Below are 14,008 nucleotides of genomic sequence, written 5' to 3'. Positions count from 1 at the left end.
AGTACGGATGCTCTTTCGATTGTAGTTCGAAGGAGAGATCAGTGCAAGGACGTTGATAATGGGTGTAGCTGGGAACAGAGCCCTTTGGCTTCCTCATAGAAATCGAAAGGGCTGAGATATTTGCATCTATTTACTATTATCTACTCATAGCGAGCTCCATCATAACGCCGCCCGAATATCATTCAGCAAGTAGCGCTGGCTTATTTCCTCCAGGCGTGCGAACTCTTCTTCCAGCTGATTTTTCAGGTTGCTGTCAGGCACATATCGCGGTGTCAGTACTTGATGATGCTGTAGACTCTGTAATCTGTACGGTGTCGGCGGATGAGTGGAATCCAATTGTACAGTGATGGAATCGCGAATCCGTTGGATTCGTTTCTGCTCGCTTGCGGGGACATGCTCCATCTTTTGGCGGAATTCCCCGAACAAATCCGAATTAAAGCGGTAGCGTGCGATTTGTTCAGCCGTCAGCCAGAATACGGGAGCAAAGTGAGATTTGCTTAAGGCCGAGCATGCGGCATCTGTTCCTGCAATCTCGCCCGCGACTCGGTCGGCCAAATACTCGGCGCGCTGGCTCTCATCCCAGACCGTAATACCGAGGCCGTAATACAGGATGAAAATCAGATTGGCCAGCTGCAACTGGGCATATCGCATCGGTGTGGATATAGGCCTGAGCACTTCTCCTTCTTCGCAGTATGGATATACGAACTCGTACCACGAAGCCATAATTCGCCTCGCTGACACGATAAACCAGGAACGGGTCACATCCTTATGCGCATGATGCGTGGTCTCGTGGGCGAGGATTGCGATCTTCTCTGATAGGCTCAATGCCGAAAATAGAGGTACTCCAATCCCGATGATCTTGGTTCGGCGCCGGCCGAACTTGGTAAAGTACGCATTGTATGAATTCGTCATCCGAATCTCGTCGATCGGCGGTGCTTGAACGGCTGCGGCAATGTCATCGGCGAGACGATACAATCCGGGATATTCCTCCCGCCGCAGAGGCTGGCCCGACAGTCTCCACCTGGAGGGCAGCATTAAGTCGGTGAATAGTAGAAACGGGACAATGGCAAGCATAGTAAGCAATAACGAATTACTATAAAAAAACCAATACACCGCAATAATCGGTAGACTGAAGGTACCTGCAAGGATACTTCCGGCTAACAAATAAGCGAGCGCTTTACGCCAGGTTAAGGGATACGTAATCCGATCGGTATGCAGATTCTCCTCAAGCAATAGCTGTGATTTTTTGACTCCCATGCGGTAATTGAGCCGTTCCACAAGGCCTAGTGAAGAGATGGGGCGCCAGTCCGGATCGATGTTCCAATTGCATTCCTCGCACCAGGTAACATACCCCGGCACGGATTCCATTTTGTGCCCGCATTCCGGGCAGTATTCCGTCGTTTGATTGGTCATTTTCTCACTCCAACATGATGGATTCATAAAAGCTTCCTTATCATGTATCGGTAAATGACACCAAAACGTGAATCGCATGGGAAATTAGGGAGGGGCAATCTGACGCCTGATCAGCATTATAGTTCTGTCATAATAAAACTTAACGATGCTGCGTTTCTTCATGAATATAGTGCCGCTGCCATTCAGGGTTCCATGTACGATGGAACTTGATTTCTTTTTTATATACAGAGAATAAATGGAAATCCCATTTCCAACCTATGAAATCATGAAAATAAGTGATAAATTAATATACCGTCTACTATGTGCGTAAATATGAACATGAACATCGACACGAACATCAATGGAAAAGAGGAAATGGATAGTGGAACTAGGTATAAGCACGTTTGTTGAGACTACGCCTGATGTGAATACCGGAATCACGATTAGCCACGCAGAGCGGCTGCGGCAGGTGGTCGAGGAGATGATCCTCGCAGATCAGGTAGGGCTGGATGTATATGGGATAGGGGAGCATCATCGTCCGGACTTTGCGGCATCCTCTCCTGCGGTTGTATTAGCTGCAGCAGCAACTCAGACGACAAGAATTCGGCTGACAAGCGCAGTGACGATCCTGTCGTCTACCGATCCTGTGCGTGTATTTCAAGACTTTGCAACTGTGGATGGCCTCTCTAATGGTCGTGCAGAAATTATGGTTGGTCGCGGTTCGTTTCTGGAATCATTCCCTTTGTTCGGTTGTGATCTGAACGATTATGAAGAGCTGTTCGATGAGAAGCTGGATTTGCTGCTGCAGATTCAGAAGTCGGAGAAGGTAAGCTGGAGCGGGAAGCATCGCCCTGCGATTCATGAACTAGGCATCTATCCGCGTCCTGTGCAGGAGCATTTGCCAGTGTGGATTGGAAGCGCAGGAAGTCCGGAATCCGCGGTCAGAGCAGGGAAGATGGGACTTCCATTCGTTTTGGCGATCATCGGACCAGTGAAGCCGCTTGATTATGCATCTCAGGCTGAACTATACAAGAAAGCTGCTGCGGAAGCAGGCCACGATGTAAGCCGTCTAACGATTGCTTCGCATTCTCATGGATTTGTCGCGAAGGAGCAGAAGCAAGCAATCGAGACGTTCTTCCCGTCCACATTTGCAAGAACGAATGTGAGAGCGAAGGAAAAAGGAGCGCCTCCTTATACGAGAGCGAATTACGACGCGGCTTGCAGCCCTGAGGGTGCTCTCTATGTTGGCGATCCCGAGACGGTAGCCCAAAAAATTATCGAGCTCCGTAAGCACGTAGGGGTTACGCGATTCATGCTGCATATGCCGCATGGCACTATGCCTCACGAAGAGGTTATGGAAGCGATACGGCTGTTCGGAACAGAAGTAGCGCCTCGTGTCAGAGAAGAAGTGGCTCGATGGGAACAAAATCAAGGTTGAGCTGGATGCGAGAAGACGCTGCCCGAATGAGGCAGTGTCTTTTTTATCGTTTCTAACCGTAGTTTCTCGTAACCCAGCCAATACATATGTAGGTTTATGGAAATGCATGCTTGTTCATTTGAATCAGCCATTGATGCCATCAGTTTTGGAAATCATTTGTTAGATGATACTTCGTCGATATGAATTTGCAGCAGTTTGGGATTCCAGGTCACATGAAGACCAAGTCCTTTTTCTAACAACTGATAAGGTATGGAGGTAGTACCAGTTGCACCGACTAACGGTTTCTCACGATCAATGAACCCACCGTCATAAACAATGCGATCTTGTTCATATCCGAAGGACAACGTTCGGCTCTTATACGTTATAGAGTAAGGCATTGCAACACCGTATTCCGCGTTGAACTGCAGCTTCGTACCGAGTGCCGCCGCGACTGTCGCTGCGGGGAGAAGCACGGTATTGGTTTGAATGAAAGAAGGATACCTGGAGTTGATGAGCTTGCCATTGACGTAAATGTCTGCCGTACGTTCTACAGGAACAGGGCTATAGACCATATTGTCTTTAAAGTTCTTCGTTGTCCCGATCGAAGAAAACATATTTCCACCCCAGCCCCATACGTTCCCATCTTCCGCTATGGCTTGACTGTGGAATGCCCCTGCGGCTATCGCCGTAACTTTAGGCAAACCGTTTACTTTTCCTTGCTTTCCAGTCGGTGTTCGTCCTCCATAGCTGTACACTTCACCGGAAGTCGTTAATAATAGTTCGTAATCGTCATAAGTGCGAATCGATTTTATCGTCAGCTGGGGCTGAACGGCGACAGGCTTTTTTTGTTCCTTTACTCTCCAGACCTTTCCCTTCTTGTTCAGAGCAAGCAGAGAATAACCGGAGGAGATCATGCGAATATCAGATAGTCCTTGGATTTTTGTTGGTTTTGCTGCGTCTGACCAACTCCACACGGTACCATCTTTTTTCACTGCATATATTTTTTCTGCGGAGGCTTCAATTTGAACGACTTCGGATAAGCCTTTCACTTGCACGGGCTTCACAGGAGCTGTCTCTGTTCCTTTTGCACGAGGCCAGTACCATACCGTTCCGTCATTGAGAACTGCTGCACCCCTATTGGATGTTGCGGTTGTGGAGACAGCATGCTTAATGCCTTGAATCGGATGCGGCAGGATGGAATGCTGTCGAGCGTCTTTAGAATCTCCTGCAGCACCCCATGTCCATACGGTTCCATCCGCTTTCGTGGCCAAGTGATATCCGTCTCCGCTTGTTGAGATATGACGGATGTCTGTCAGTTCAAATAGTCGAATCGGATAGGAGTCGTAAGTGGTCACTGTTTCTTGGATGCCCAATTCCCCAGTGAGATTGCGGCCCCAAGCCCATACTGATCCGTCACTGCGCAGCGCGATGGAATAATAATATCCGCCCTCGACTTGTATGAATTTTGGCAGTGATTCTTTTGTAGAGTTGGATGCTGAGGCAGCACGGGCAGTCGGTGTTAGCGATGCGGTGAAGAGGATCATAAATGTGAGAGCGACAGACAGCAATCGAAAGGTATGTTTGTGTCGTGATGAGGACGTGTGAGTAAGAGAGTCGCGTGTAATGGACGGTTGCATACGTTTTCTCCTTCCTAATAAGAGGGATTGAGTAATATAGTAGATCAATATATTAACGATCCAAATTCGTATAAAGTTGCCAATTTGTTATTGTTAACATGGAATTTTTTCTCCGGCAGATTTATTTTCATTAACTTAACTCGTATCTTCTTCATTTTCCCTGTTCTTTAAGCTCTGATGGATAGCACTCATAATAGTCCCGGAACAGCTTGGCAAAATGGCGTGCACTGTAATAACCGACGGCTTCGGCAACCTCCTGCACTTTAAGATGAGGCTCCTTGAGCAGCAGCTCCTTCGCTTTCAACATTCTTGTTTCCGTTACATATTTCAGAAATGGTATGCCATGCTTCTTATGAAATAAGCTGCTTAAATAATTCGGCGTCACATGGAACATATCAGCGATTTGCTTCATTCCAATGTTATGCATATAGTGCTCGTCAACAAAAGCAACGACTTGCTGTACGATATCTTTGTTCATGCTGTCATGACGTGGCGGCTGGATTATCATCTGATCCCCGAGACTTTTCAATTGCCCAAACCAGCATTCTTGATCTTCTATCTTGTCTATCGATATTCCAATCGAATAGGATATGGACTCTTGAATCCGATGAATAAGGGATTGATCAGCCAAGTGTGTTCCGCGCAGTTCTCTTTCCATGCTCACGATGGCTTTGGAATAACCGTGATAGTCTTGCTGACGGAACAATCGGCTTACTTTCTCAACGTGATGACTTACAGAGAGCCATTCAGGCTGCTGATCCAGATCGAGTAGGTCATGAAGTGACAAAGTGCGCTCCATCGGGAACAGCATGCGAAGGGGAGCGATTCGTTGAAGCTCTTCCACCTTCTGCGCCGCTTCTTGAAGATTCGCACACTCTTCGATCTGAATGGTAGTAATGGTAGGAGAGGAGGAAAACTCATCTTTACACATTTGCTGCACAGCATCCTCCATCTCCTGTTGAAGCTCCATCGCATGTTGTTGATGTGCAGCCGGCCATGACCATACGATTGCAGGATTACCGCTAGTGAGGGGCAATGCAACGGTATGGAGACTGGTGGTAAGAGATTGATTACGGATGAGCAACTGCAATTGCTCATGGAACTGCTGCTGACACAAAAGCGTCTCTTGCTCAGAGAGACAGCTGTTCAAATAGAACACGCTGACTTTGTATCGCCGTGCCCCAAGCTGACATAGGTTTGCTTGATTGCCGCTGCTGCCATGCATACCAGAAAGAATGGCATGTTCAAGCTGGCGATTGAGATCCAAGATATGTGCATCATGGATTTCCTGCGCACGGATTAGGCTATCCTGAAGCTCATCGAGACTGAATGGCTTCAATAAATAATTGCATGCGCCAAGACGCAGCCCTTCCTTCGCATATTGGAATTCCGAATGGCCGCTTACGATAATCCACTTCGTATGAGGGGAGTTATCCCGACTCTGCGCGATGACCTCCAGACCATTCAACTTCGGCATCCGAATATCGACGAACACAAGATCTGGCTGCCGCTCTGCCACATACCGAAGGGCTTCTTCTCCGTTACGGGCTTCTCCGATGACGTGGACAGTCATGTTCAATTCAGCCAGCATGCTGCGCAAACTGGCTCTTACCAAGGCCTCGTCGTCTGCCACTAAAATCCTCATGATAAGCTGTCCTCCTTCGAAATCTGAATCGTTACGCAAGTACCGATATGAGGCTCGCTTACAATGCTCAGTTGTGCGTTCGGGTAGACGAGCTTCAATCGCGAATTTACGTTGGCAAGACCAACATGTGCTTGAGATTGCATTGCCTTCGCATCGAATCCAACACCGTCGTCACGTACCTCGATACAGATAAGCGGAACGTTGTCTTGCTGCTTGATGGAAGCGGACACGTGAATGGTGTGCGCTTGATCATCGGGTTCAATGCCATGGATGACGGCATTCTCCAATAGAGGCTGGATGAGCAGTTTTGGGATACGGCACTCAGCAGCTTCATCATCATAGTGAATATGAATCGTCAGCCTGTCTTGGAAGCGAAGCTGCTGCAGCAGCGCATATTTGGTTAGAAACTTGAATTCGTGTTCGACCGTTGTCCATTGATTTTCCTCTAGAATGTAGCGCAGCATGCCGCTCAGTGAAATAATGGCCGTTTCCAGACTCTTCGTATCGCCGATGCGGTTCAATCCGATGAATCCGGACAGCACGTTGTATAGAAAATGGGGCTGTATTTGCGATTGCAAGGCTCGATATTCTGCATGCTGCTGTGCCAGAACCGCTTTATATTCGCGATTAATGAGCTCATCGAGTTGGATGACCATTTTATTTAGTGAATGACCCAGGTAAGACAGCTCGTCTGATCCTGCCCCTTCATAACGCGCCTGCAAATTGCCATTGCGCACTTTCGTCATCACTTCTTTCATCTGCGTGATCGGTTTGACGATCCATTGCGATGAGTAGCGGAATACGAAAAAAGTGACAATGAGGCCGCCAATCGAAATGAGTGCTGCCGTGATGTAAATCCAATGCACCTTCTGCTTAAGCTCGTCATTGGATAAGAATACGGTGATTTCCCAATTTGCTGGCTTGATAGTCTGGGTTACGGTCACGAATCCGGTGTTCCGTACGTCTTCATTCCCTCGGGTCTGAAGTTGTTTGAGCATTTCCTCGGTCAGCGGCTTGCCTGAATAGATTACATTTCCCATGTCATCCGTAATTGCGACGACAGAACTAACGTTAAATGGAATGTCCTTCGTGATCTGATCGAGTACATTCGTATCTGCATCGGCAGATATGACCGCGAGCGGCTGACCGGATTCTGGATTTTTAATTAATCGGGATACGGAGAATACCTGAATGTTGGACGGGTTCGTTAAGTAGGTCTGCGAATGAGAACTGATGAATGCAGCCTTCCCATCTCTTTTTACTGCTTTTTGATACCATAATTCGTACTGGAACGGAAAGTCGGGAACGAGGTCTATGCTGCTGTTCTTGGTTGTGAGGTAGGATTTCCCGTTCATCGTAATGATGAGCGTGCTGAGAATATCTTTGCGGGTATTGATTAAGTAATTGGGCAATGTGCCTGTTAAGGCGCGATCCGTCTGAAGCTTCGTGTATGCGCTTGCATGTTCATATACATTGTCGGCAATAATCTTCAGCGCCTGTATGACATTGTCATTCAGATAGGGGGAAGCCGTCAGCCGTTCCAAATCATCCAGATAGGTCTCGATATTGCTGGCCATAGCACGCAGTGTTCCTGCCGTCAGCTTCTCCGTGTCTCTGATGAGCACATGCTGGGCGTAGATGGGGAGTACAAATGCCAATATGACAAATGGAGTGACAATGGTCAGACCATATACGAGCGTCAGCTTGGATCGTATTGACTTGAATCCAGCCATAATCGCCAGCCTCCTTCACTTAAGTTAAAGGATAGGTACTCCTTGCAGGTTCGTCAATACGAAAATCGACAGTGTAGAAATGAGCGGATCAATTGTAGGTTTATAGCATATGAAAGCGCAATCATAAATGGTATCTTCTAAACAGAAAACGGAATCAACGACCATATCGTCGGCAAGGGGGATACAGATGAAACGGAACAATTGGTTCAAGATGCTCACACTGCTTGTTATCGCAGCATGTCTGCTTGCGGCATGCGGAACAGGAAGTACGGGCGGGGATGCAGCTGGAGGAAAGGCATCTAGCAGCGACCCTGGTCAGAGTGCAGGAAGCAAGGGAGGAACCGGGGTCAATCTTACGGTTATGACGAACGTGGTTGGCGAGCCAGCGAAGGTGCTCCAGGAGATCGCCAATCAATTTATGAAAGACAATCCAGACATTAAAGTGGATTTCAGTGCTCCAGGTGCGGAGTATGAGAACATTATGAAAATGAAAATGGCATCCAATGAGCTGCCTGATGTATTTGCGACTCACGGTTGGGCCAAGGTTCGTTACGGCGCGTACTTAGCTGACCTGAAGGACGAAGAATGGGCAAGCAAGCTAAACGCCTCCATCAAACCTGCTGTAACCGACGATCAGGGGAAAGTGTTCGTGCTCCCTATGGATCAAGATAAAGGCGGGCCTGTGTACAATTCATCAGTGCTGGAGAAGTATGGCATACAGGTTCCGATGACATGGGATGAATTGATGAAGGCCGCGGAAGAAATCAAGACGAAGAGCAATGGAGAAGTCGTGCCAATTCATATCGGAGGCGCGGATTCATGGCCGATCGGACAATTTTTCGATTTCTATGCGACGTCCGTTTTTATAAGCCCTGAGAAGAATGATGGAGCACAACTGCTCGACGGAACCTTTGATTGGAACCGATTCGACGCACTGCCGCAAATGTTCCTATCCTTGCAAGAGAAAGGATATTTGAACAAGGATGTGCTGACTGCGAAATATAGCGATTCCGCTAAAGCCTTCGCAGAAGGAAAAGCTGCATTCGGGATATATGGTCCGTTCCTCATCGAAGAAGCAAAGAAGCTGAATCCTGATCTGAAAGCAGGCTTGATGCCGATTCATTCGGTAGCAGCTGGCGATGCGCCAACGCTTGTAGGTGGAGAGAAGACGACATGGGGCGTGTGGAAGGATTCCCCGAACAGCGATGCGGCTCGTAAATTCGTGGCCTATTACGCCAAGCCGGAGAATGTAGCCTTGGTCGCCGCTGCAAATGCGCTTCCTCCTGGGCTTGACGGTGTTGCCACCGATGCAGGCAGCTTGACGGCTGATTTTGAGAAGTTTAAAGATTTGCGCGTGTTCCCGTACTTTGACAGAGTGTATTTGCCGAACGGGATGTGGGACGTCATGTGCAAGAACGGCCAGGATCTGCTGGCTGGCGGCATTACACCTCGAGAATTCTCGGAAAATATGAAAAAGGAATATGAAAGATTACGTGCTGCTAAATAACAGATAGGCAATTCATCGACCCGCGGCTGCATCTGTCTTGCTGCGGGTCTTATTTTTCACATCTAGGAGGATGCATATGGCTAGAAGTCCGTCGAAGATGGAAGCCACGCATGAAGGACGAGTGCAGCTGCGTTCGGGCTTCATGGTCAGATGGGTTCATTCTGCTGGAATACTCAATCTGATGTACGTCCCGGCGCTAGTGCTGTTTGCCGTGTTCATTTTCTATCCACTAATCGAGGGTATTAAAATCTCCTTCACCAATTGGGACGGCTATTCACAGCAATACGCATGGGCAGGCTTCGACAAATATCGGCTAATGCTGTCGGACAAGAAGATTGTCCAGACGATTCAGAACACGTTTATTTACGGCTTCGGGAGTACGTTGTTTCAAAATGTGATGGGTCTTGCTTACGCCTTGTTTTTGGATCAGAAGTTAAGAGGGAAGGGTATCATCCGTATGATCGTGTACCTTCCCGTTATTATCAGCCCCTTAATTATGGGCTACATCAGCTACTTCTTCTTTCAGTACGACGGCGGGGCGCTGAATGATGCGATCCGTTTATTTGGCGGAGAGGCCGTGGATTGGCTGTCGAACGGCTCGCGTGCGGTATGGATGATTGTCCTAGTTAACACGTATCAGTATATGGGCATTGCGATGATTATTTTTTTGGCAGGCTTACAGTCTGTTTCGAAAGAGTATCACGAAGCGGCCAATATCGATGGCGCTGGCTGGTGGAGCGGATTCATGCGGATTACGCTTCCGCTGCTTATGCCGGCAATTACGATCAATATTGTGCTTAATCTCATTGGAGGCTTGAAGCTGTTTGACGTCATAGTAGCGATGACGAACGGCGGACCGGGCTATGCGACGCAGTCTTTGTCCACGATGATGTACAATCTGTATTTCGCCCGTCAGGATGCGGGATATGCGGCAGCGCTCGGGAATCTGATGTTCATCATCATCGCGGTCATCAGTATTTCCTCACTTGTACTGCTTCGTCGGAAGGAAGTGGATGTGTGAAGATTGCCAAATATATAGCGCTAGTACTCATCGTGCTGATTCACAGCATCCCTTTTTACATTTTAGTCAATCTGTCCTTCAAACCAATAGAAGATACGAGCAGTAAATGGATGCCTTCACAGCAGCTCCAAGTGGATAATTTCATTCATGCATGGCAGGATGCTCAGCTAGGAAGAGCTGTTATGAACAATGGGATTATCACGGTTACTGCGGTTATTCTCGTCGTGTTCATCGGTGCGTGTGCTTCGTATCCGCTGGCTCGCCATCAGACCAAATGGAATCGATTCGTATACACGCTGTGCATCTCATGCTTAATTGTCCCCGCATTGACGATTCTCGTACCTTTGTACAAATTCATCGTAGACGTAGGCGGAATCAATACATACTGGGCGATTATTCTGACACAAGTCACATTTGCGCTGCCGATGACGATATTTTTGTTCACCGGGTTTATTAGTACGGTTCCGAGAGAGATGGACGAGGCGGGGCTGATCGATGGCTGCAGCCGGTACGGAATTTTCCTGCGAATTATTTTCCCTTTGCTGAAGCCAATTACGGCTACTGTGGTCATTTTGATCGGTGTGCAGGTGTGGAATGACTACCAATTCTCCGTGTTCTTCTTGCAGAAGAAAGAGATGATGACGATTCCGGTTGCCCTGTCGGGCTTTGTCTCGCAGTTCCATAGCAACATTAGTTGGGTCGCTGCGGGCTGCTTTATTGGGATGCTGCCGCTCACAGTTGTCTATTTGTTTCTCCAAAAATATTTTGTGAAAGGGATGGTAGACGGGGCGATTAAAGGTTAGCAAGTTAGCATGGCAGCAAGGCAAGGAGGTAAGGTCAAGGTAGGCAACAAGGAAGAGGCTACAAGATCAAGGTAACAAGATCAAGGCAAACAAGGACGAGACTACAACAATTAGGAATGTGAAGGGGGTTAATCATGTTCAGGAAGAAATCGAGTGCAAGGATCACTTCATTAGCGCTTGTTCTTGCTATGGTGTTGGGCTTATTCACTCCCGGCGGTATGATTCAAGCCCAAGGGACAGCTGATAATGACAATCCACTTGTATCGGTTAAGCTATCCGCTGACGATACATCAGTGCCTTTGGACGGTGTGACGCAGCTGCAGGTGACTGGCTGGTTGAAGGATGGAAGTAAGATTGACTTGCGGCATGATTCAAAGACGACAATTGCATATAGCGCTCCTATCGATATGTTCACCATCGGGGATGATGGACTAGCAAGGGCAGGGACACAGGATGTTGGTGAAGTCCAGATCGGCGTGGAAGTAGTTAGAGACGGTATTCGCTTGACAGATACATTGAAGCTGACGATCAAGCCTGAGCCTGCGCGGCCATTTTTGCGAGATTACACTGGCACATTAACGATGAAGCTCTATTTGGGAGACAACGGGAAAATAGAATTAACGCTGGATGAAGCGCTGGAAGCAATCAAGAAGATGGATCACTTGACGCGCGGCATGCCGAAAATTATTTATTTGGTTGGCTGGCAGCATGATGGCCATGATTCGAAGTATCCAGATTGGAACGTCGTCAATCCGAAGCTGAAGCGACCAGGTGATGCTACTGCACTGGACAGCCTGAAATGGTTCATGGATGAGGCGGAGAAGTACAATACGACGATCAGCTTCCACATCAATATGACGGACGCCTATCAAGATAGCCCGCAATGGGAGGAATTCGTCAATAAGGATCTCATTCGCAAGGAAGAGAACGGTGAGCTTATAAAGGGAGGCCATTGGGTAAGTGGCCAGAGTTATAAAATTAATCTAACACGTGCTTGGGGAGCAGGAGTATTCCAACGCAATATCGATGACTTGCTTGCCAAGATCCCTCAGCTGCTTCGAGGGAAGACGATTCATATCGATGCATTCGTAACGAGTCCAGTAGAGTGGGCTCCTTCCGTTGGTAATGCAGATCCATATCATAAGACAACGTATCGCCAGGAGAGTGAAACTCAGAAAAAGATTATGCGTTATTGGCGTGATAAAGGAATGGACGTTACGAGTGAGTATTTCCATGGCTACCGCGGTGACCCGTTATTCGGTCTGCAGCCGATGGCGTGGTGGGCGGATTGGCGTTCGATCGACAGTCAGATGAAGCTGCCAGCAGCGCTTGCTGTCGGTGGAAAAGGCGGCAATGAGCTGTTCGGCACGAGCATGCATGGCGAAGACATTGTCAAAAAAGACAAGGTGAGGCTGACGGGATTTTTGCAGGAATTCAGTACGACAACATTGCTCTGGCAGTATCTCAATCAGTACGAACGCCTAAGTTACGATGGCGCAACGGACACTGTGCAATTTTCAGATGGAGTGACGAGCTCCAAGCAGAACGGCAAACGCGTCGTGAAGCACGGCGATGTAACGATTGCCAACGGTACAGAGATGTTCGTACCTGCCTTATGGCGTAAGGATAAGCTGGAGATTATCGCATTCAGCCAGGATGGCTACAAGGATAGAAGCTGGAAGCTGCCTGCTGGATGGTCGGGCGTGCAGGCGGTTGACGTATTCGAGATCGGCTTGGGCTTGCCGAGATTGATCGAGCCAGGGCTGGCGACTGCTGGGGGAGCCGTCACATTATCCTTAGCAGCGGGGTCAGCGGTTTCCATTACGCCAGCGAATCAGGAACCATTGGATCCGATACAGACAATCGCTGCGGGATTGAAGTCAGTTCCAGCGCCTGCGAAGAATGCGACTCGTTTAACGCTGCCACCAGTGCCGGAGGGCTATGAGATCGAGCTGCTTGAATCGAAGCGTCCAGATATTATTGATCATACTGGACTCATCTCGCCAACGAGCCAAGCGGAAGAAGTTATGCTTATCTTCCAAGTAAAGCGGAAGGCTGACGGTGTGAGTACCAATACGGCTGCAATCCCTGTTATCGTTCCGGCAGGAAGTGTTGTGAATATTAACGACGTGTATGATGCGAGGAATGCCGTATTGACAGGAAATGCGGTACTGCGAAGCAATGGCGCGTTTATGACCGGGAGTGTGGTTGGATTTGTCGGCGGGCCTGCTGGAAACAACAACACCGTTACTTTCCAACAAGTCAACGTGCCTGGGGATGGCGTCTATGAATTGCAGATCGAGTATGCAACTGCCGCACCTCGTTCGGTGTTCATGCGGGCGAATGAGGAGCAAGGTATCGAAGTACCATTGACGGGGACGGATTGGAATAAAGCACAGCTCAAAACCATTCAGATTGTGCTGAAGAAAGGCTTGAACTCGATTACCTTATATAATACGACGGAATATGCCCCTGACATGGGATCGATTATTGTGAAATCCATTACACCACACGTGATTGCAGACTGGATTACCTCCATCCAGCCACCTGGGAAAAACGATAAGTACGTAACGCTTCCTTCTGTACCGCAAGGCTTCACGGTTTCGATCAAATCGTCGGACAACGAGATGGCTATTCAGCCGGATGGTACGATTGTACGTCTAACTGCGGATCAGATCGTTCATCTTATTTTGCAAGTGACTCGAAATTATGATGGCGTAACGGCTGAGACGGCAGCAATCCCTGTCATCATAGCTGGAGAGCCTCACATTATCAGTGTTGCTCCGGTAGTTGTGAATACGGAAGTCGGGAAGCTTCCAGTGTTGCCGTCAGTCGTCACAGCGACGTATTCGG

Annotated in this window: 9 protein-coding genes; 5 read left to right on the top strand and 4 right to left on the bottom strand. The window is 48.3% G+C overall.

The features are described from left to right. Nucleotides 1-159 precede the first annotated feature (159 nt). The gene (locus BBG47_RS19810) at nt 160-1,413 is read right to left on the bottom strand and encodes a M48 family metallopeptidase (RefSeq protein WP_065293147.1); all 1,254 of its coding nucleotides are present in this window, start codon (nt 1,411-1,413) and stop codon (nt 160-162) included. A gap of 361 nt (nt 1,414-1,774) precedes the next feature. Here BBG47_RS19810 and BBG47_RS19805 point away from each other — a divergent pair, with 361 nt between their 5' ends. Beyond that, nucleotides 1,775-2,830 carry an LLM class flavin-dependent oxidoreductase gene (locus BBG47_RS19805; protein WP_021257802.1) on the top strand — a complete coding sequence of 352 codons (1,056 nt, stop codon included), beginning with the start codon at nt 1,775-1,777 and terminating at the stop codon, nt 2,828-2,830. Between the two features lie 152 nt (nt 2,831-2,982). Here BBG47_RS19805 and BBG47_RS19800 read toward each other — a convergent pair whose 3' ends face one another. The 3 genes from BBG47_RS19800 to BBG47_RS19790 all read right to left on the bottom strand — a co-directional run bounded on the left by BBG47_RS19800 (nt 2,983) and on the right by BBG47_RS19790 (nt 7,824). Beyond that, on the bottom strand, nt 2,983-4,446 hold the full coding sequence (locus BBG47_RS19800; protein WP_065293146.1) for a stalk domain-containing protein: 1,464 nt from the start codon (nt 4,444-4,446) through the stop codon (nt 2,983-2,985). A gap of 151 nt (nt 4,447-4,597) precedes the next feature. Then, complete coding sequence (locus BBG47_RS19795) at nt 4,598-6,091, bottom strand: response regulator (protein WP_065293145.1); 1,494 nt, start codon at nt 6,089-6,091, stop codon at nt 4,598-4,600. Further along, on the bottom strand, nt 6,088-7,824 hold the full coding sequence (locus BBG47_RS19790; RefSeq protein WP_065293144.1) for a cache domain-containing sensor histidine kinase: 1,737 nt from the start codon (nt 7,822-7,824) through the stop codon (nt 6,088-6,090). Before BBG47_RS19790 ends, BBG47_RS19795 begins: the two co-directional genes overlap by 4 nt. A 187-nt stretch (nt 7,825-8,011) precedes the next feature. Between BBG47_RS19790 and BBG47_RS19785 the strand changes: the two genes are divergently transcribed. From BBG47_RS19785 to BBG47_RS19770, 4 genes are all read left to right on the top strand, one after another. Further along, the gene (locus tag BBG47_RS19785; RefSeq protein ID WP_175400588.1) at nt 8,012-9,331 is read left to right on the top strand and encodes an ABC transporter substrate-binding protein; all 1,320 of its coding nucleotides are present in this window, start codon (nt 8,012-8,014) and stop codon (nt 9,329-9,331) included. A 142-nt stretch (nt 9,332-9,473) separates the two neighbouring features. Further along, nucleotides 9,474-10,352 carry a carbohydrate ABC transporter permease gene (locus BBG47_RS19780; protein WP_083189482.1) on the top strand — a complete coding sequence of 293 codons (879 nt, stop codon included), beginning with the start codon at nt 9,474-9,476 and terminating at the stop codon, nt 10,350-10,352. Next, nucleotides 10,349-11,155, top strand: a complete 807-nt coding sequence (locus BBG47_RS19775) for a carbohydrate ABC transporter permease (RefSeq protein WP_065293143.1) — start codon at nt 10,349-10,351, stop codon at nt 11,153-11,155. Before BBG47_RS19780 ends, BBG47_RS19775 begins: the two co-directional genes overlap by 4 nt. Before the next feature lie 134 nt (nt 11,156-11,289). After that, nucleotides 11,290-14,008, top strand: a 2,719-nt coding sequence (locus BBG47_RS19770; protein WP_065293142.1) for an endo-alpha-N-acetylgalactosaminidase family protein, incomplete at its 3' end; no start/stop codon positions are given.

Source organism: Paenibacillus sp. KS1 (assembly GCF_001680695.1).
Classification (GTDB): Bacteria; Bacillota; Bacilli; order Paenibacillales; family Paenibacillaceae; genus Paenibacillus_B; species Paenibacillus_B suaedae.
Note: the sequence above shows the minus strand (reverse complement) of the source record. Positions and strands in the feature narration are given on the sequence as shown.